Origin of the sequence: Streptomyces sp. NPDC102462 (assembly GCF_044765425.1) — a bacterium.
GTDB lineage: Bacteria > Actinomycetota > Actinomycetes > Streptomycetales > Streptomycetaceae > Streptomyces.
Genome location: NZ_JBIWKB010000060.1, coordinates 25,245 through 44,808, shown reverse-complemented (window position 1 = coordinate 44,808; position 19,564 = coordinate 25,245). Strand labels below are relative to the sequence as shown.

Annotated in this window: 14 protein-coding genes and 2 pseudogenes; 6 read left to right on the top strand and 10 right to left on the bottom strand. The window is 74.0% G+C overall.

Annotated features, from left to right (window positions below; genetic code table 11):
• Nucleotides 1-210: 210 nt before the first annotated feature.
• Both ACIRFL_RS35395 and ACIRFL_RS35390 read right to left on the bottom strand, forming a co-directional pair.
• Nucleotides 211-549, bottom strand: a pseudogene (locus tag ACIRFL_RS35395) (2OG-Fe(II) oxygenase); the annotation flags it as partial.
• A gap of 10 nt (nt 550-559) precedes the next feature.
• A complete protein-coding gene (locus ACIRFL_RS35390) occupies nt 560-1,066 on the bottom strand; it encodes a methylated-DNA--[protein]-cysteine S-methyltransferase (RefSeq protein WP_404037052.1) in 507 nt (168 codons plus the stop codon).
• Nucleotides 1,067-1,267: 201 nt separating this feature from the next.
• Between ACIRFL_RS35390 and ACIRFL_RS35385 the strand changes: the two genes are divergently transcribed.
• The 3 genes from ACIRFL_RS35385 to ACIRFL_RS35375 all read left to right on the top strand — a co-directional run bounded on the left by ACIRFL_RS35385 (nt 1,268) and on the right by ACIRFL_RS35375 (nt 4,141).
• On the top strand, nt 1,268-1,513 hold the full coding sequence (locus tag ACIRFL_RS35385) for a hypothetical protein (protein WP_404037049.1): 246 nt from the start codon (nt 1,268-1,270) through the stop codon (nt 1,511-1,513).
• Between the two features lie 4 nt (nt 1,514-1,517).
• Nucleotides 1,518-1,895: a toxin Doc gene (locus ACIRFL_RS35380; protein ID WP_404037046.1), complete on the top strand. Its 378-nt coding sequence runs from the start codon at nt 1,518-1,520 to the stop codon at nt 1,893-1,895.
• Between the two features lie 596 nt (nt 1,896-2,491).
• Nucleotides 2,492-4,141 carry an RICIN domain-containing protein gene (locus ACIRFL_RS35375; protein ID WP_404037043.1) on the top strand — a complete coding sequence of 550 codons (1,650 nt, stop codon included), beginning with the start codon at nt 2,492-2,494 and terminating at the stop codon, nt 4,139-4,141.
• Between the two features lie 78 nt (nt 4,142-4,219).
• On the opposite strand, the gene ACIRFL_RS35370 is transcribed toward ACIRFL_RS35375, so the two are convergent.
• Nucleotides 4,220-4,783 carry a hypothetical protein gene (locus tag ACIRFL_RS35370; protein ID WP_404037040.1) on the bottom strand — a complete coding sequence of 188 codons (564 nt, stop codon included), beginning with the start codon at nt 4,781-4,783 and terminating at the stop codon, nt 4,220-4,222.
• Between the two features lie 324 nt (nt 4,784-5,107).
• On the opposite strand from ACIRFL_RS35370, the gene ACIRFL_RS35365 reads away from it, so the two are divergent.
• A complete protein-coding gene (locus ACIRFL_RS35365; RefSeq protein ID WP_404037038.1) occupies nt 5,108-5,542 on the top strand; it encodes a subtilase-type protease inhibitor in 435 nt (144 codons plus the stop codon).
• Nucleotides 5,543-5,792: 250 nt separating this feature from the next.
• Here the strand turns inward: ACIRFL_RS35365 and ACIRFL_RS35360 are convergent, their stop codons facing one another.
• Nucleotides 5,793-7,292, bottom strand: coding sequence for an MFS transporter (locus ACIRFL_RS35360; protein ID WP_404037036.1), 1,500 nt, complete (start codon nt 7,290-7,292; stop codon nt 5,793-5,795).
• Nucleotides 7,293-7,546: 254 nt separating this feature from the next.
• On the opposite strand from ACIRFL_RS35360, the gene ACIRFL_RS35355 reads away from it, so the two are divergent.
• Nucleotides 7,547-8,074, top strand: a complete 528-nt coding sequence (locus tag ACIRFL_RS35355; RefSeq protein WP_404037033.1) for an SRPBCC family protein — start codon at nt 7,547-7,549, stop codon at nt 8,072-8,074.
• A gap of 4 nt (nt 8,075-8,078) precedes the next feature.
• Here ACIRFL_RS35355 and ACIRFL_RS35350 read toward each other — a convergent pair whose 3' ends face one another.
• From ACIRFL_RS35350 to ACIRFL_RS35330, 5 genes are all read right to left on the bottom strand, one after another.
• Entirely contained in the window at nt 8,079-10,904 is a 2,826-nt protein-coding gene (locus ACIRFL_RS35350) for an NHLP bacteriocin export ABC transporter permease/ATPase subunit (protein WP_404037030.1), read from the bottom strand.
• 1 nt (nt 10,905) lies between these two features.
• Nucleotides 10,906-13,128, bottom strand: a complete 2,223-nt coding sequence (locus ACIRFL_RS35345; protein ID WP_404037027.1) for an NHLP family bacteriocin export ABC transporter peptidase/permease/ATPase subunit — start codon at nt 13,126-13,128, stop codon at nt 10,906-10,908.
• Nucleotides 13,125-13,928 (bottom strand): HlyD family efflux transporter periplasmic adaptor subunit, encoded by an 804-nt coding sequence (locus ACIRFL_RS35340; protein ID WP_404037025.1) that lies wholly within the window; start codon nt 13,926-13,928, stop codon nt 13,125-13,127. The genes ACIRFL_RS35345 and ACIRFL_RS35340 overlap by 4 nt, the downstream gene beginning before the upstream one ends.
• A gap of 106 nt (nt 13,929-14,034) precedes the next feature.
• Entirely contained in the window at nt 14,035-14,250 is a 216-nt protein-coding gene (locus tag ACIRFL_RS35335; protein ID WP_404037023.1) for a type A2 lantipeptide, read from the bottom strand.
• A 426-nt stretch (nt 14,251-14,676) separates the two neighbouring features.
• Nucleotides 14,677-15,354, bottom strand: coding sequence for a hypothetical protein (locus ACIRFL_RS35330; protein ID WP_404037021.1), 678 nt, complete (start codon nt 15,352-15,354; stop codon nt 14,677-14,679).
• Between the two features lie 244 nt (nt 15,355-15,598).
• Between ACIRFL_RS35330 and ACIRFL_RS35325 the strand changes: the two genes are divergently transcribed.
• Nucleotides 15,599-17,017: a S1 family peptidase gene (locus ACIRFL_RS35325; protein WP_404037019.1), complete on the top strand. Its 1,419-nt coding sequence runs from the start codon at nt 15,599-15,601 to the stop codon at nt 17,015-17,017.
• Nucleotides 17,018-17,102: 85 nt separating this feature from the next.
• Here ACIRFL_RS35325 and ACIRFL_RS35320 read toward each other — a convergent pair.
• A pseudogene (locus ACIRFL_RS35320) lies at nt 17,103-19,242 on the bottom strand (PP2C family protein-serine/threonine phosphatase).
• Between the last annotated feature and the right edge of the window lie 322 nt (nt 19,243-19,564).

The following is a 19,564-nucleotide window of genomic DNA, read 5'->3' as shown; positions in this document are numbered from 1 at the left end:
GTGCTTCGGGCCCGTGGACGGTCGGCGACCGGGTGCCGTCGCATCGGCGACTCCCGGTCCGTCAAGAGCGAATTCCGGCCCACGTGCGCCATCGCCGGGGGTGCCCTCCGATCCTTGACCCGAGTGTATGACGCCTCGTCAGATACCGCTGGGTGGTGATCAGTTGCGAGAGGCGGCCGGTGGCCGGGGGTGCGCCGTGATGTGCCGCACGAGGGAGTCCGGCCACGGCGCCGGACGGCCCAGCCGCGCCGCCCGGTCGCGGGCGACCGGCAGCAGACGCGGATAGAGCGCGGCACGCAGCGCGGCCACCGGCGCGGGCAGGTCATGGGTGAAGTAGCGGTACTGGCCGGCGCCGAACCGGTGCCTGGCCAGGTCGACGGTGGTACGGAACAGCTCCGGCCTGTCGTACAGGGCGGCCAGCTCGCGGCACTCGGCGGGCGTCAGCAGCGCCGCCGTGGCCGCGCTGCCCTGCGCGTCCAGCTCCGCGGCGAGCGCGCCCCAGTCGGTGTGCGCCACGCGGCGGCGGACCTCGGCCTCGGTGGGAAACACGGCCGCCGCCTCAGTGGACCGGCAGCGGACGCAGCGCGCCCTCGTGGGTGAGCAGCCACACCTTGCGCTCGACCCCGGCCGCATAGCCCCGCATCGAGCCGTCGGCGCCGATCACCCGGTGGCAGGGGCGGACGATCAGCAGCGGGTTGGCGCCCACGGCGGCGGCGAGCGCCCGGACCTCCGTCCGTGGCACGCCCAGCCGCTCGGCCAGCGCGCCGTACGTCGTCGTGGTGCCGTACGGGATGTCCTCAAGGGCCCGCCACACCCGCTGCCGGAACGCGCTCCCGGCTGCGGCCGAGGGCAGCTCGAACCGGGTGAGCCGGCCCGCGAAGTACGCGTCCAGCTGGGTGGTCGCCGCGGCGAAGGCTCGGTCGTCGCGGCGCGGTCCGGGCCGGAGCGGGGGCGCGCCGCGCTGCCCGGGCAGGGACAGGGAGGTGAGCGCGATGCCGCCGGCCGACTCCTCGCCGGTCAGCAGCAGTTCGCCCAGCGGGCTGTCGTGGACGGTGTACAACGTCATCGTGATCCGCTCCTTCGCCTTGGGTGTGTCCTGGTGTGTTCAAGTGCGATCCCCCGTGCTCACGGATACGAGTCTGCTGCGCGGACCGCCGCGTCACCGGCGGAAGTCGGACATGGTGCTCACCCGCCGCGGGTACCGTGGAGCAACCAATGTGACCTGCGGATATTTACCGGCGAGTACCCCGGGCGGTACCGTGAGGGCATGCCAGCTCTGAATGTGGAGTTCAGCGAACGCGAGCTAGAGGATCTGCGGCAGATCGCCAAGGAACGCGGTACGTCGATGAAGGCACTCGTGCGCGAGGCGGCGGCGGCCGACATCGCCCGGCACCGGGCGCTCAAGGAGGGTGCCGAGGCGTTCCGCCGTTTCTTCGCCGCCCACGCCGCCGAGTTCGCCGCCGCCTTCCCGGACGACGAACCGCCTGCCAAGGGTGTGGGACGGGCCGCCTGAACCGATGCCGCCCGTGCTCCACATCGACGTGCCCTGGCTGCTCCAGCGACATGAGGAAGTGCTCCCCGACCAGCCCACGGTCAACGACTTCTCCGCGCTGGTCGCCGCCGTGGCCCGGCACCGCGTCGACCCGCCCCGGCTCGGCGTGGACTCCGACCCGGCCTGGCGGGCCGCCGCGCTGCTGCACACCCTCGCCCTGCTCAGACCCCTGCCGTCGGCCAACGCCCGCTTCGCCTGTGCCACCGCCGTGGCCTACATGTTCGCCAGCGGCGTCGGCATCGACCCGCCGTACGGCGCCCTCGTCGACCTCACGCGCGACCTGATGTCCGGCAAGGCGGACGTGTACGCCGCGGCCGACCGGATCCGCTCCTGGCAGCTGTGAGCCCGGCGGCCGGGCGCGCCGCAACCACCGGGCGGAGGACGGAGGACGGGGAACGGCGGCCGTCGAGCGCCCCGGCGACAGCGGCCCGGCCACTGCGCGGGGGAGCGCCCCCCGCCACCGGGGCGGCGGGGGAACGGCTCCCCGGCCGCCGGCCCCCCGCCCCGGGGCCGCCGACCGAGGGCGGGAGGAACGGGGTCGGCGGCCGGTTTCGCGCGGAAGAGCCGCCGTTCCGCGCGAGACCTTCGAGGAGGGCCGGTTCCCAGGGGACCATCCGGCCGGCCGTGGCGGGAGCGTGCGCGCCGGGCCGACGCGTGCGCGCGCTTCACACGGGGCGCGCTCCCGCACCGCGGCCCAAGGTGAACACCGGCTTTCCGCAAGGATTCTGACCTTCTTTCAAGGCGACCGATGTTGCGCGAGCGCCTTGTTGGTCGTGTGGGAGTTGTGCAAAGGTGAACCGGCCCGTGCGGGGGGAAAACGGCCGGGCCTCATTCCACCACCGAGGAACCCGGACCGGGACCGGATGAGACACCGGTGAATTCCCGCTCCCCGCGCGCACGCAACAGGGTCACCCCGTACGCACCAAAGGAATCCGCTCCGTGCTCACCCCCCACCCCCCTCGTCCTCCGTTTCCGCCGCCCGGCGCGGCACCCGGAGAATCGGACGAGTCCCTCGCCGCCCCGCTGCGCGCCGGCTCGGACGCGGAGGCCGCCCTAGCCGCCGGGCTGCTGATGGCACGGCACTGGCAGCCCGCCCAGGACTACGCCGCGATCTGCCTCGCCACCCGGGGCGGCCTCGCCCACCTGGTCACCGCCGCCGCCTTCCACCATGTGCTGGACCTGGTCGCACTGGGCGAGAGCGCCGACGCGCTGCGGCCCCGGCTGCTGGTCGCCGTCCGCGACACGGTCGGGAACTGGTCCGCCGACCCGCGCATGGCCGCGGCCCTGCCGGACCTGGGGAAACCCGCGGGGGGCCGTGGCATGCGCGCGGCGAAGTCGCTGACCCCGGAAAACCGCGCACTCGCCGAGCGCGCCTTCCGCTCTCTTCCGCCGCTCGCCCAGAGCCTGCTGTGGCACACCGAGGTCGAGGCCGAGCCCATAACCGTTCCCGCCGCCCTGCTCGGCATGGACGCGGACTCCGCGACCGTCGCCCTCGAACACGCCCGGGAGAAATTCCGGGAAGGCTGCGTGAACGCCCACCGCGAACTCGCGCCGAGCAAGGAATGCCGCTTCTACAACCGCCTCCTCGACGTGCCGATCCGGCGGGGCGGCGGGCTGCTGCCGGACGTCCGACGGCATCTCGCGGAGTGCCGCCACTGCCGGCACGCCGCCGAACAACTCGGCCATGTCGAGGCCGGTTTGGGGCTGTTGCTGGCCGAGGCCACGCTCGGCTGGGGAGCCCGCCGCTACGTCGACTCACGCCCCGGGCGCACGCGCACGGCCGGCGCACGAGCCCGCGGCACGGGCCGGCGCTCCCGCGGACGGGCGCACGGGGGCGGGCGGCACCGCCTGCTGGACCGGATACCGGCGCCCGCGCGGCGCGCCGCCCGGCTGGCGAGCCGGTCGCCGAGGACCCTGCTCACCGGCGTCGGCATCGCCGGGGTCGGGCTGCTCGCCGGCGTGCTCGCGGTCGGCCTGTGGCCGGACGGCGGCGACGGCTCCGAACCGGTCGCCTCCACCAGCGCGTCCGGCGCCCGCGGCACACTGCCGGGCCGCGACGCCGGCTCCCCGCCCGCCTCCTCGGGCCCGTCCCGGCCCGGCACGCTCGGCCAGACCCGGCTGCGCAACGCGGCGGCCGACCTGTGCCTCGACATCAAGGGCAGCCCGCGGGCCGGGGCCGGTGTCGTCCTCGCGGCGTGCTCCCCGGCATGGAGCCAGCAGTGGACGTACGAGAACGACGGGCTGCTGCGCAGCGCGGCCGACGCCGGGCTGTGCCTGGACTCGCACGCGGACGCCGGCGTGGTCATCCTCGGCTCCTGCGCCCCGGCCACCGGCGCCCGGGGTACCGATGTGCGCTACGACCTCACGGTCCAGGGCGAGTTGCTGCCCCGCTGGGACGAGACCCTGGCGCTCGCCCCGAGCGCCGCCGGCCCGGCCGCCGACCTCGTCGTCAAGGTCCGTGACGGGTCCGACGGCCAGCGCTGGCTCACCGACCCGCCCCCGGCCACCCCCGGCTCCCTGTCGATCACCGGCACCGGCGCCCCCACGGCCCGCCCGGCCCGACTCCCGGCCCGGCCCACCGCGGAGTAGACGCCCCGCCGGCCGGGTGACGGCCGGGTTCAGGCGGTTGTGGCCGTTCGGCTCCGGCCGCCGGGCGGCGCGGACGGCTCATCCCTCGTCCGCGTCGTCGCCGGGCGCGCCGTGCACCTCCTCGGTGTCCGGTCCCTGCGCCCGCACCCGCTGGACGTGCTCCAGCGACGCGCGCAGTTCGGTGAGCCAGTCGTCGGTGTGACGCTGGACCAGGCGTACGCACCAGGCGAGGGCGTCGCTGCGGCTGCGGGCCACACCCGCGGCGATCAGGGTGTCGAGGACCTGCCGCTCGGGCTGCCGCAGCCGGGTCATCACCGGCGCGGCGACATGGGTGAACAGGGCCCGCCGGCCGCCGCACTCCACGCCCCAGGACACCTTCCTGCCGAACCGGTGCTCGGCCTCGGCGGCCACCGCCATCCGGGCCTGGCGGGTGCGTTCCCGGAACTCCTGGACGCGGCCCTCGACGGCCGCCGCCCGCTCGGCGTCCGCGGTGCCCTCGGCGAGCCGGGGTTCGTGGATGCGTCCGATGACGGTGATCTCCTCGCGGTCGGCGGTCACCTCGACCAGTTCCGTGAAGAGATCCTCGGGGACACGGCCGGCGAACCAGCCGCGCAGTTTCTCCAGCTGCTCTTCCGTAATCATGTAATGACGATTACTCCGCCCGGGCGTGCATGCAAGGGTCCGGTGGGGAGGTCCGCCGAGAGCGGAACCGGAATGTTTCAGGACGTTTGCGGGGGCACCGCAATCCGGCCAGCCGGGGGTGGGCGCCGATCAAGGACCGCCGGGTTACTGGCCCGCACGGCCGCCGCCCCGTCACTTCCCGCCACTGATTCAATACGCAAGGTTACTGAAAGTCATGGGTCGGACGTGAGTTCCGGCGGCGGACTCGGCAGACTCGCGCTCGCCGCCCTGGCACCGACCGGGCCGGGCGGCACCCTCGTCGAATCGAGCGGAAGGGTGCACACAATGCGGAACACCGCGCGCCGGGCAGCGACCATCGGCCTCACGGCCGCCACCGTCTGCGGAACCCTGACCGGGGCCGCCGTCGCCTCTCCCGGCCCCACCCCGTCGTCGCTGTACGCCCCGTCGGCCCTGGTGCTCACCGTCGGCCGCGGCGACAGCGCGGCCCTCGCCGCCCCGGAGCGCGCCGTCACCCTCTCCTGTGCCCCCGCGCCGTCCGGTAGCCACCCGGCCGCGGCCCCGGCCTGCGCCGAACTGCGGCTCGCCGATGGTGACTTCGACGCCCTGACGCGGCGTGAGGAGGCGGTGTGCACCAGACAGTACGACCCGGTGGTCGTCACGGCCGAGGGTGTCTGGCAGGGCCGACGCGTCTCCTACGAGCGCACCTTCGCCAACGCGTGCGTGAAGAACGCCCACGGGGCCGGCGTCTTCGCGTTCTGAGAGACCGGGATTGCCGCCCCGCGCCCACCGGAGCGGGCCCGCGCACGGGGAGCGCGGACTCCGAGCGCGGATCGGTGATTCCCGCCCGGGGCGGCGGCCGGGGTGGGGCCGGCCGCCGCTTCCGGGATCGCACCACTCGCGGGATGTTCCTGTCGGCCTCTGTCGCGCGAGGGTGTCGGGGTGTCGGCGGACGACGGCGAGGGGGCGCCGTCTCCCTGGGGACCGGGGCCCCCTTGCCATGTGGGGGTGGTCACATGTGGACGACCGGGGCCGTCGTGGCGTCCTGCTGGGGCACTCCGCGGCGGAACAGGACCAGCGCGATGAGCGCGCCCGCGGCGAACAGGCCCGCCGACCACCAGAACGCGGTGGTGTAGCTCTCGATGGTCGCCTGCGCCTGGACCACCTTGCTGGTGGCGTCACGGCCGGCCAGGTAGTCCGTGGCGGCGCTCGCGGCGAGCGTGTTCAGCAGGGCCGTGCCGACCGAACCACCCACCTGCTGCATGGCGTTGACGGTCGCCGAGGCCACGCCCGCGTCCTCGGCGGCGACCCCGCCGGTGGCCAGCTGCATGGCGGGCGGCATGACCAGGCCGAGGCCCACACCGGTCACGATCAGCTGCGGCAGCACCGTGGAGGCGTAGGAGGAGCCGATGCCGATGCCGGTCAGCCAGGCCATGCCCACGGCCGCGACGGCGAAGCCCAGGGAGATGACGGCCTTGGGCCCGATCCGGGGCAGCAGCACCGTGGTCCCGAGCTGGGCGGTCACCATCAGGGCGCCCACCATCGGCAGGAACGCCACACCCGTCTTCGTCGGGCTGAAGCCGAGGTTGAGCTGGAGGTAGTAGGTGAGGAAGAGGAACACACCGAACATGCCCGCGCCGGTGATCAGCACCGAGAGGAAGGAGGCGGCCCGGCCGCGGTCGAGCAGGATGCGCAGCGGCAGCAGCGGGTGCTCGGCCCGGGTCTGCCACCAGGCGAACGCGGCCAGCAGCAGACTGCCCGCGATCAAGAAGCCCCAGGTCAGCGGCGAGCCCCAGTCGTGTGTCTCGGCGTTGGAGAAGCCGTAGACCACGGCGAAGAGGCCGGTGGCGACCAGGATCGTGCCCGGCACGTCGAGCTTGGAGTTCGCGGCGTCCCGGTGGTTGGTCAGCAGCAGCGTGCCGCCGATGAAGGCGACCACCGCGATGGCCACGTTGACGTACAGCGTCCAGCGCCAGTCGAGCGCGTCCGTGAGGAGACCGCCGAGCAGCAGCCCCACGGCACCGCCGGCCCCGGCGATGGCGCCGTACACGCTGAACGCCCGGGCCCGCTCCCGGGCGTCGGTGAACGTGGTGTTGAGCAGCGACAGCGCGGCGGGCGCGAGCAGCGCGCCGAAGGCACCCTGCAGGGCGCGCGCGGTGACCAGCATGGCGAAGCCGTTCGCGGCGCCGCCGAGCGCGGAGACGGCGGCGAAGCCGACGACCCCGACGAGGAAGGCCGGCTTGCGGCCGAACAGGTCGGCGATGCGCCCGCCGAGCAGCAGCAGCGAGGCGAAGGCCAGCGCGTAGGCGGTGACGATCCACTGCCGGTTGCCGTCGGAGAAACCGAGGTCCGCCTGTGCGGACGGCAGCGCGATGTTCACGATCGTGGCGTCCAGCACCACCATCAGCTGCGCGACGGCGACGACCGCGAGGATCCACCAGCGCCGCGCGGAGGGCGAGGGCGGCGCCGCGGCGCCCGCTACGGCGTCGTCGGTCAGGGTCTTCTGGGACATCTAGAAGCACTCCAGGGAATGTTCGTCCGGGGCTTGGGCAAAGAACCGGTAAACGAAACTGTTTCGTACACATCGAGCCTAGACCACCGTAAGCGAAACGGCAACGTTTCGCATTGTGGCTCGTCGCACCGCTCCCGAAGCGCCCGCGGCCGGCAGGGGAGATCGTGGAGGCGTGGGGTCCGAGCCCTGGGCCGCCGGCCCGGCGAGGCGTCGGACGACAGCACGGAACCCTCCAGCCCGAAGGACTGATCCCCATGTCCGTCGAACTCACCGGAACCTATGTGACCCTGGACGACGGTCGCCCCGCCGTCCGCTTCAGCCGCACCTACGACCACCCGCTCGACCGCGTCTGGCGGTTCGTGACCGAGCCCCGGGAAATGGCCCAGTGGTTCCCGTCCCACGCCGAGATCGAGCAGCGGCCCGGCGGCACCATCCGCTTCAGCGGCGATCCGCACATGCCGGAGTCCACCGGCCGGGTGCTCGCCGTCGACCCGCCCCGGCACCTCTCCTTCGACTGGGGCGGCGACGAACTGCGCTTCGACCTGGAGGAGGTCGCCGACCGGCGCACCCGGTTCACCCTCACCAACGTCCTCGGCGAGCGGAACGCGGCCGCCCGCAACGGCGCCGGCTGGGAGGTGTGTCTCGCCGCCCTGGACGCGATGGCCCGCGGCCAGGCCTTCACCGCGCCGCACGCCGGCGCGAGCGCCCCCTGGAAGGAGTACTACGCCGGCTATCTCGCCGCCGGCCTGCCCTCCGGCGCCCCCGTGCCCGGACTGGAGTGACCCCTCACGCCAGCTGCCGCCGCACCAGCTCGTGCAGCCGCCCCCCGGTGTCGGCCAGCAGCTCGGCGGGCGGGCCCTGCTGGGTGATCCGGCCGTCCTCAAGCACCACGATCCTGTCCGCGTCCAGCACCGTCGACAGCCGGTGGGCGATCACGATCCGCGTGGCGTTCAGCTTGCGCGTGCTCTCGATGACCGTGCGCTGGGTGTCGTTGTCCAGGGCGCTTGTCGCCTCGTCGAAGAACAGGATGCGCGGGCGCCGGATCAGCGCCTGGGCGATCATCAGCCGCTGCCGCTGACCGCCGGAGACCGCGCCGCCACCGGAGACGATCGTGTGCAGGCCCATCGGCATCCGCTTGATGTCCTCGGCGAGCCCCGCCAGCTCGGCCGCCGCCATCGCCTCCTCGGGGGTGTACGGCTCGGCACCGCAGATGACGTCCAGGATCGACCCGGTGAACGGCTGGGCGTGCTGGAGGACCACCCCGCACTGCCGGCGCACCGCCGCCTGGTCGAGCGCCGCCAGGTCCTGCCCGTCGTACAGCACACTGCCCGAGACCGGCCGGTCGAACCCGATCAACAGCCTCAGCAGGGTGGACTTGCCGCAACCGCTCGGGCCGACGATCGCCACGAACTCGCCCGGCCGCACCTCGAAGGACACGTCGTCGAGGACCAGCGGCCCGTCGTCGGCGTACCGGAAGGAGAGCCGACGGGCCTCCAGGGCGCCCGACAGCGGCCCCGGCCGGGTGCTCGCCGAGCGCACCTCGGGGCTCGCCTCGAAGACCGGCTTGATCTGCTCGAACAGCGGCAGCGCGGCCACCGCCGAGACGAAGGAGCCGGTCAGCTGGGTGACCGAGGTGAGCACCATCGTCACCGAGGTGTTGAAGGTGAGGAAGTCCGCCGCCGACATCGTGCCCTTCGCCGGACCCGCCAGCAGCATGAACATCAGCAGCGTGCAGGCCGGCAGATAGACCGCGCCCAGCACCGTCGTGAGGTTCTTGATCCGGCCGACCCGCTGCTGGAGCTCCCGGCTGCGCGCGAACTGTCCCGCCCAGGCGGCGTACGCGTAGTTCTCGGCCGCCGCCACCCGCAGCTTGGGCAGGCCGCGCAGGGTCTGGAACGCCTGGTTGTTCAGCTTGTTGCCGAGCACCACCAGCCGCCGCTGCCAGCGCACCTGCCACAGCCCGAGCCCGAGGAACACGGCCGCGATGACGACCAGCATGCCGAGCGCCGCCATCGCCATCGACGGGCTGTACCAGAACAGCAGGCCCAGGTTCATCGCACCGACGGTCACCGACTGCGCGACCACCGGGCCGACGCCCGCCAGCAGCCGGCGCACCGCGCTGACACCCATCGCGGCGCTGGCCAGTTCACCGGTGGAGCGCTGGGTGAAGAACCGGGTCGGCAACCGCAACAGCCGGTCCCACACGGCCGGTTGCAGCGCGGCCTCGATCCGGCCCTCAAGACGCAGGATGGACAGGTTCTGCAACAGCGTGAACGCCGCCGCCACCACACCGCTGACCATCACGGCCAGGCAGACCTGGACGATCAGATCCGTCTGCGCCTTCGGCACGTACGCGCCGAGCACCCTGCCGGTCGCGACCGGCACCAGCGCGCCGACGGCCACCGTCACCAGCCCCGCGAGGAGCAGACCGAGCAGGTCGCGGCGGGTGCCGTGCAGGCTGAACCGCAGCAGGCCGAGCGGCGTGAGACCCTTGTCGGGCAGCGGCCGGTAGAACATCACCGCGCGCGGCTCGAACTCCTCGGCGTTCGCCTTCTCGACCGGCGTCTCGCGCCCGGTGCCGGGATGGACGGCCACATAGCCGCCGCGCCGCCACAGCAGCGCGACCGGTGCCCCGGACAGCGCCCGGTGCCCGACCAGTGGGCCCACGTTCTCCCGCCACCAGCGCCCCTGGAGCCGCACGGCCCGGGTGCGCACCCGGGAGGCGAGGGCCACCCGCTCCACCGGGTCGAGGCGGTCGCTCTCGGTGCCGCTGCGGGCGGGCTCGGCCAGCCTGATCCCGGCGGCCTCGGCGACCAGCTTGCAGGCCGCGTACCCGGCATCCGCGTCGGCGGCCGTGCTGCGGCGCGCCGAGCGCCTGCCGATGGCGGCGAGCAGCGTCCGGTCGGCCTGGGCGCGGACCTCCTCACCGGCCTTGATGCCGGCGGCCGCCCGGGACTCATGGGTGCGCTCCACCTGCTCGATCCAGCGGTCGAGTGCGGTCAGCAGCCGGTACTGCTGGTCCACCATGGACTGCCACAGCGCCGGGTCCATCAGCAGATCGGCGGCGGCATCCGCACCGTAGAGCGAGCCGTACTGGACGCTGCCCGGCGGCACCTGCATCCAGAAGACGTCGTCGTCGGCGGGCGCCTGGGAGCGGTCCTCGGCCATCGGGGCCTGGAAGAGGACGGACAGCCCGCGGCCCACGCCGAGCGCGACCGCGTACTCCAGCGGGCTGGTGGCGGGCGGAACGTACTGCGGGGTGCCGTACTCGTCGTACGACCAGGTCTGGGTGTGCGCCGGCTGGTACAGCTCGCGCAGGCCGACGCGGTGCACCACGCAGTCGCGCACCGGGCGGGCCACCAGGGTGTGCTGGGGGCCGGTGACCGGACCGAGCAGCAGCGCGCCCGCCTCCAGCCGGCCCAGGTGGTGCCAGTGGCCCTGCTGGGCGGCGTCCACCGCGAACAGGTCCAGGGCGCCGGCCGCGACCAGCCACAGCACCTGCGGGCCGTCCAGGTCGACGCGGGTGAGGCCGGCGCAGTCCACGCGCGTGCCCAGCGAGCCGAGCGCGCCGAGGACGACATCGCCGTCGTACCCCTCCTGAACCGTCGTCATCTCAGCACTCCCTGACCAGAGCCGCATACGCGCCGCCGCGGGCCACCAGCTCCTCGTGCCGGCCGCGCTCGACGACCGTGCCGTGCTGGAGCACCACGATCTCGTCGCTGTCGCGGACCGTGCTCAGCCGGTGCGCGATCACCACACAGGCGCAGCCGCGCCGACGCAGGTTGTCCATCACGACCAGTTCGGTCTCCGCGTCCAGCGCGCTGGTCACCTCGTCCAGCACCAGGATGCTGGGCCGGCGCACCAACGCCCGTGCGATCTCAAGGCGTTGGCGCTGCCCGCCGGAGAAGTTGCGGCCGTCCTGCTCGACCCTGCCGTGGATGCCGCCCGGACGGCGCAGCACCATGTCGTACAGCGCCGCGTCCTTCAGCGCCTCCACCACGGCCTCGTCCGGGATCGAGGGATCCCACAGGGCCACGTTGTCGCGGACCGAGCCCTCGAAGAGGAAGACGTCCTGGTCCACGAAGGAGACGGAGGCGGCCAGCGCGCCGCGCGGAATGTCCTCCAGCCTGCGGCCGTCGATGCGGATCACCCCGTCCCACGGGGCGTACAGGCCCGAGATCAGCCGGGAGACGGTGGACTTGCCGCTGCCCGAGCCGCCCACCAGCGCCACCTGCTGTCCCGGGCCCACGGTCAGGTCGAACCCGTCCAGCAGCGGCTTGTCCAGCGGGCTGTAGCCGAACGTCACGTTCTCCAGCTCGACATGCCCGTGCAGCCGGCGCGTCGAGTCGCCCGAGCCGGGCCTGGCATAGCGCGGATCGGCCTGGAAGTTCTCCACGTCCTTCAGCCGGGCCACGTCGGCCGCGAAGTCCTGGATGCGGCCCGCCACCCCGTTCAGCCGGGTCAGCGGTGCCGTGAAGCGGGCCACCAGCGCCTGGAACGCCACCAGCAGACCGACCGAGATATGGCCCTCCACCGCCCGCAGACCGCCGATCCACAGGATCAGCGCGCTGTTGAACGTGGCGAGCGTCGGCGCGACCACACCGAGCCATGCGCTCGGCACCCCGAGCCGCTGCTGCTCCTCCAGCGTGGTGGCGTGCTGCCCGGCCCACTTGCGGAAGTAGCCGTCCTCGCCGCCGGTCGCCTTCATCGTCTCGATCAGCTGCAACCCGGTGTACGACGTGTTGGTCAGCCGTGCGGTGTCCGCCCGCAGCTTCGCCGTGCGGGTCGCCCGCAGCCGTACGACCAGCCGCATGGCCACCACGTTGAGCAGCGCCACACCGATGCCGACGAACGTCAGCTGCGGGTCGTAGGTGTAGAGCAGCACCGCGTACAGCAGGACCACGACGGCGTCCACGCCCGCCGCCGCGAGGTCGCGGGCCAGGGTCTCGGCGACCTGGTCGTTGGACTGCAGCCGCTGCACCAGGTCGGCGGGGGAGCGCTGGGAGAAGAACGTGACGGGCAGCCGCAGCAGATGGCGCAGGAAGCGGGCGCTGGACAGAGTGGAGGAGATGATCCGGCCGTGCAGCAGGTTGGCCTGCTGGAGCCAGGTCAGCACCAGGGTGAGCAGCACACAGGTGGCCATCGAGGCGAACAGCACGCCGAGCAGCGAGGTCTGGCCGCCGATGAGGAACATGTCGATGTAGGTGCGGCTGAGCGCGGGCACGGCCGCGCCGACCGCGACCAGCAGCAGGCTGGCCAGGACGGCGGCGGGCAGGGTGCCCGCGGTGCCGCGCAGCCGGGCCGGCATCGCGCCGAGCACGCCCGGCCGGCGCCCGCCCCTGCGGAAGCCGTCGCCCGGTTCCATCACCAGCACCACGCCGGTGAAGCTGCCGTCGAACTCCTCCATGGGCACGAACCGGCGGCCCTTGCCGGGGTCGTTGATGTACACCCCGCGCCGGCCGAAGCGGCGGCCCATGCCGTCGTAGACGACGTAGTGGTTGAACTCCCAGAACAGCACGGCCGGTGCCGCGACCTGGGCGAGCGCGGCCAGGTCCATCTGCATGCCCTTGGCCGTCAGGCCGTAACTGCGGGCCGCCTTCAGCAGGTTGGAGGCGCGGGAGCCGTCGCGCGAGACACCGCAGGCGATGCGCAGCTCCTCCAACGGCACATGCCGGCCGTAGTGGCCGAGGACCATCGCGAGACAGGCGGCGCCGCATTCGACGGCCTCCATCTGGAGCACCGTAGGGGTGCGGACCGTGCCGCCGCGGGGCCTGGGCACCGGACGCTTCGCCGAACCGGCGCGTCGGCGGTCACGGGTCTTCTCTGTCGTGCTCACGGCAGCAGCCAATCGACGGGACGCTGGTCGGCCAGCTTGACCGAGGCGGAGGCGAGGGTCATGGAATCGAGCCCGAACGGCGGCCCGCCGGCCGTGGACCACCGGAAGCCGCTCTTCGTCGCCGACTTGTCGAGCGCGACCAGGACGGCCACCGGGCGGCCCGCTCGGGTGAACTGCTCGCCCAGCTGGCTGTCGCCGAGGAACGCCGCGATCGACTGCGCGGACTGGGCGGTGCGGTCCACCGACTTCACATGGCCGCGCAGCACCCCGTACACCTGCGTGGGCACCGACGACACGGTCAGGTCGACGGGGGCGTGCGCGGGGATGGCGGCGGCGTTCTCGGCGGGCACGTACACCGTCGCGTACAGCGGGTCCGAGGCGTGGGCGACCTTCTCCACGGCGGCGATGTTCGCGCCGGTGCCGATGATCTGGCCGATGGTGGCGGACAGCGCGGTGACCCGGCCGGGGGCGACCGTGCGCACGACGGAGTCGCCCTTGGCCGTGCGGACCTTCAGCACGGGCGCGTCGGCGGGCAGCCGCTCGCCCTGCCGGGCGAGAACGGCGGTGACCTGTCCCGCGACCGGGCTCTGCAGGAGGTAACTGCCCTGCCCGTGCGTGAGGACGGCGGGTGCGCCGACCGTGGAGGCGACCGAACCGGTCACCGCCCACACGGCGGCTGCCGCCAGCACGACGAGCGTGACGGACAGCGCGAGCCAGCCCTGCGGGCGGGCGAGGCGCACCGGAAGGTCCAGCTCCTCCGGTGACTGGAGCTTGGCGAGGGCCTGTTGGCGGAACTGCACGGAACTTCCCTCACCTGCGAGGTGATGTGGTCACGGCGGACGGCGCAACGCCGGAGGGTCCCGGAGCCGTCGGACGGCTCCGGGACCCGGCGGCAACGAGGTGCGGTCAGAGACCGGCGACCAGGCTGGTGACCGGCTGGGTGTTCAGACCGGTGACACCCTCGACGGTGCCCACGGCGGTGTTGACCAGGCCGGAGACCGGGGCGACGCCGTCCACCAGGCCGGTGACGGTGCCGACGGCGTTCAGGGAGAGGCCGCCGGAGACGTTGTCCAGCTCGGCGTCGGAGATCTCGGCGGTCTCGACCTGGGGGGTGGAGTTCATGTCGGAACTTCCCTTCATATGGATATTCACAAGGGGGAGAGCGGCCCCCTCTGGGGACGGCCGCGGGCCGCGGGCGCCGGGCGCCCGTCTCCGGGAACCCCGCAAGGCCCCGCGGTGCGTTGGATCAAAGCACGCACGCGGCTCGCCCTTCCAATCACTCACCGCCCTCACCTGGGCACTTGGGAACCACCGGGGCCTGTGCGGTGCAGGTGTGCGCACGGCTTGTCGGCGACTCCTTCACATGCGGCACGGCATCGGTGCACCCGAACGCTTGCCACCACCGCGCGGATTCCGGCACTCCGCGCCAAAGACATGGGAGGGGGCGCGCGGTTGTGCAGATCCGCCGGTTCCCGTGACCCGCTTGGGCAATCGATGTGCAGATTCCCTGAACCGGTGATTCCGCCACCCGTTCGAAACGCGCAGTGATCAAGTGAGTGCGGAGCGTGTCAAGGGAACTGCCTGGATCAGGACATCCGAACCCGTCACCGCCCGCCGGCAGGGCGTCGGTTGCCCCGACCGTCCGCCGCCCATCCGGGCCGTCCGCCCCGACCGGGGCGGACGGCCCGGCACGGTCCTCGCCGAGCGCCCCGACGGACGGCCCGGGACCGAACACCCGGGGAGCGAGGCCGGCGCGGCGGACGTGCCGGCTTCGGCGGTGGTCATCGTCATAGGGGATTGTTCCCGGGCCCGCGTGCGTGTCCACTGCGCGCGGGCGTCCGTGGCCGGCCGGGCGACGGGCCCCGCCGCGGGCAGCCCGGACTCGTCGGCCCGCTCCAGCAGCCGGGCCAGCGGCCGGGCGCCCGGCAGGGCCGCCAACCGCCGCCAGGCATCGGCCCGTTCACCGCCCAGCCGCACCTCCGCCGCACCCCGCGCGAGCCCTTCCCCGACGGGTCCCGCCAGGGCCTCGCCGACGGCCTGAGCGGCGATCACCGGGCCGGCACCGGCCGCGACGCACGCCGCCAGGAGGTCCGCGGCGAGCGGCAGTTGGCGAGCGACCTCGGCGGCATCGGCCTCCCCCGCCCCGGCCGCGGCCCTCTGCCGGCGCCGCCACCGCCACAGCGCCCCGGCCACGCCCAGCCCCACCACGGCCCCGCCGACCAGCACCCGACCGGCGCACACCGCACCGGCCCACGGCAGCCACCGCCGTACCGCAGCACGCGCCTCGAAGGCCGACTGCCCGGCGGCCCCCGCGGCACGTACCGCATGGCCGATTCGCCTGTGCGCAGGGCGAGTTGGCGGACGTGATTGAACGCCCCGCGCGACCCGTCCGTACCTAGGGCCAGCCAGGCGCGCCCCCGATCCACTGCCCGACAGCGGCACAGACCCCGTCCCCAGGAGGTCGAGAAGGTTGAGTCACAAGCGAATTCCGAAGCGCAAGGCCGCGATCGCGGTGGGCGGTGTAGCGGCGCTCGGGGCCGCGGCCCTCCTGCTGCCCAACGCCAACGCGTCCCAGGACGAGGAGGCGGCCGGCGCGGCCCCCAGGACCCTGAGGGCGAACGACGCCTCGGATCTCGCCGCGCAGGTGCGCGGCCTGCTCGGCGACGCCTTCGCCGGCTCCTACTACGACAGCGGCAGCCGGCAACTCGTCGTCAACGTGGCCGGCGGCGACGAGAACGCGACGCTCCGCGCGGAGCAGGCCGGCGCGGTCGTCCGCAGGGTCGACAACAGCACGGCCGAACTGCAGTCCGCCGCGCGGACGTTGCGGACCGAGGCGACCATCCCCGGCACCTCATGGGCCGTCGACCCGCGGACCAACCGGATCCTGGTCACCGCCGACAGCACGGTCACCGGCGCCCGCTGGGACAGGCTGGAGTCGACCGTCCAGGGCCTCGGTTCCGGCATGGCGACCATCAAGAAGTCCGCGGGCACCTTCAAGACCTTCGTCGCGGGCGGCGACGCCGTCTTCTCCCAGGTGCAGGGCGGCACCGTCCGCTGCTCGCTGGGTTTCAACGTCACCGCCTCCGACGGCAGCCCCGCCTTCCTGACGGCCGGTCACTGCGGGGTCGCCGCCGAGAACTGGTCCGACTCCGAGACCGGTCAGCCGATCGCCACCGTGGACCAGGCGACCTTCCCGGGCGAGGGCGACTTCTCCCTGGTCACCTACGACGACGCCACCACGCAGGCGCCCAGCGAGGTCAATGTCTCAGGCGGGCAGAGCGTGCAGATCGCCCAGGCCGCCGAGGCCACCGTCGGCCAGGCGGTGCTCCGGATGGGCTCGACGACCGGTCTGCACGACGGCACGGTCACGGGGCTCGACGCGACCGTGAACTTCCAGAGCGAGACCGACCCGAGTGGCGTGGACACCGTCACCGGGCTGATCCAGACGGACGTGTGCGCCGAACCCGGCGACAGCGGCGGACCGCTGTTCACCCAGGACGGCAGCGCGCTCGGCCTCACCTCCGGCGGCAGCGGCGACTGCACCAGCGGCGGCGAGACCTTCTTCCAGCCGGTGACCACCGCCCTCCAGGCGACCGGCGCCACCCTCGGCGCCGGCGGCGCGGGCGACCAGAACGGCGGCGGCGACCAGGCGGGCGGCGGCGACCAGGCGGGCGGCGACGGGGTCGGCGGGGCCGCCGACCCGTCCGCGTCCGCACAGGACCCGTCCGGCGCGGGCGGCCCGATGGACGGCGGCCAGTCCGGTACCGGCGACCAGTCCGGCAATGGCACCGGTGACCAGTCCGGCGCCGGCACCGGTGATCAGTCCGGCACCGGTGATCAGACCGGCACCGGGGCGCACGCCGGGGCGTCCCGCTCCAGGACCCACTGATCGGCCTCACCCGCGGTTCCGGCCGACAGTGGACGGCCCGGCCCTCCGGCGGGAGGGCCGGGCCGCGTCGCGCGCCGGCCGCGGCTCAGCCGTCCGCCCGCGCCCGCAGCAGCAGCACCGCCACGTCGTCGGCCCGCTCGCGCGCCGCCACGCTGTGCCGCACGACCTCGTCGGCCAGGTACTCCAGCGGCTGGTCGCCCGCCGTGGCCAGCAGTTCGCCCAGATCGGCCAGCGCGTCCTCGATGTCGATGCCGGGCGACTCGATCAGGCCGTCCGTGTACAGGGCCAGCAGCGTGCCGGGAGCGAGCCCGACCTCCGTGGTCGGATATGTCGCCGCAGCGTCGATGCCCAGCAGCGGGCCGCCCGCCAGGTCCAGGACCCGCACCCGGCCGTCCGGCCGTCTCAGCAGCGGCGGCGGATGCCCCGCCCGCGCCATCACGGCCCGCCCGCGCGTCGGGTCCAGCCGCAGATACAGACAGCTCGCGAACAGCTCGGCCCCCAGGTCGATCAGCAGCCGGTTGGTGCTGCTCATGACCTCCTCGGGCGACTGACCCCCGGTCGTGAACGCCCGCACCCCGGTACGGATCTGCCCCATCAGCCCGGCCGCGGTCACATTGTGGCCCTGGACGTCCCCGATCACCGCCGCCGCGAACGGCCGGGTCGGCACCAGGTCGTAGAAGTCGCCGCCGATCTCCATGCCCTGCGTGGCCGGAAGATAGCGGGCCGCCGCCTCGATGCCGGGCAGCCGGACCAGCGAGTGCGGCAGCAGGGCCGCCTGAAGCCCGTGCGCCAGCTGGTTCTTGGCGTCGTAGAGCCTGGCCCGCTCCAGGGCCTGCGCGATCAGCCCGCCCAGGCTGGTCAGCACGGCCCGCTCGTCCGCGGGGAAGGCGTGCGGCTGCGCGTAGGCGAGCACACAGGTGCCCACCGGCCGCCCCGACGCGATCAGCGGCAGATGGGCCCAGGCAGCGAAGCCGTCCGGGGCCGCGCGCCGGTTCGGATACAGGTGCTCCAGCTGCTGCCGCGACTCGAAGAAGGCCGGCACCCCGCTCCTGAGGACATGCGTTTCGGGCGTGCGTTCGGCAAGCGGCAGGCCGTCGAACCGCTCGGCGACCCGCGTGTCCGCGTACCCGCGGTGCCCCAGCACATGCAGCCGCCCGGCCTGGGAGCCCAGCAGGACGAGGGCCTGACTGCCCACGGCCGGGCAGATCTCGTGCGCGACGAGCTGCACCACGTCCTGCACGCCCACCGCCTCGGTCAGCGCACCCGTGAGGCTCAGCACCTGCGAGATCGTGACCAGCCGGGACGCTCTCGGCGCGCGGCGCGTGCTGCGCCAGCTCCGCCGCCGCGCGGGCCCTGCCGATGCGCACGCTCAGCCCGCTCGTGCTCGGGTACAGCCGGAAGGACAGCCAGTCGCCCGGCGGGCGCAGCGCCACGAACGAGGTGGTGCGCTGGCTGATCAGCGCCGCCCGGTAACGGTCCTCGTAGACGGGGTCGTTCAGCCAGGGCACCGAGGCCCACAGATGGGTGCCCAGCAGGTCCTCGGCGGCGGCGCCGAGCAGTTCGGCCGCCGCGGCGTTGGCGAAGCCCACCCGGCCGTGCAGATCCAGCGACACCAGCCCGTACGGCAGCCGGGCCACCATCCGGGCCGCCTCGACGGTTCCCGGCGTGCCCGCCAGGTCCGGCGCCGGGGCCGCCGGCAGGTCCGGCTCGTGCCGTGTGGCGCGCCGCTCCCGCGCGGCCCGTTCCAGGCGTGCCGCGAGCAGATGGCAGGCCCGCGTGAGATGGTCGCGCTCCCGGTCGGACAGCTCCGGCGGATGCGTCGCCGGCCAGGTCACGTACACCGCGCCGTAGGCGGCGCCCGCGGTGGCCAGGGGCAGCGCGGCCAGCGCGAAGGGGTAGGGGAGGACAACCGAGATCCGCGGGTAGCGGCGTGCCATGTCCTCCTCGCCGCCCACCCAGACCAGCCGGCGCTCGCGGACCGCCTCGGACACCGGGACCGGCGCGCTCAGCCCGATCCGCTCCCACGGCGCCGCGAACGCCCGCGGCAGCCCCGCCATCACCGCCATCTCCAGCACGGGCTCGTCCGGAGCCAGCAGATAGACCGCGCCGGCGTGCGCGTCGACCTGCTCCATCATCGCCGCCAGGGACAGCGACAGCAGCGGCCGGCCGGACCGCGCGTCGGCCGCGGTCGGCGGGGGCGTCCGCCCGTCGGACACGGCGACCACCTCCTCACGCGGCGCGCCGCGCATCCCAGGCCACAAGACTCCCTCGCGGCGCCGCCCCCCGCACGGCGAACGCCACCCACGGCCGGCCCCCGGGCCGGTGAAACCACCGGCCACCCCGTCGGCCGAGGGGCGGCGGGCGCTTGGGGCGGGACGGTGACCGCCGGGCCTGACGGCGACGGCGTACGGCGACGGCGACTGGGGTGAGGGAGGCGGGCGATATGGGGGTGCGCGGGAGCGCCGCGCCGAGGGCCCCTGCATGCCCCTGTCCGCCGCCGGGCCCGGCGGCGGAGGCCGGTGCGGCGTCTGCCGGGGTCGCCGGCCC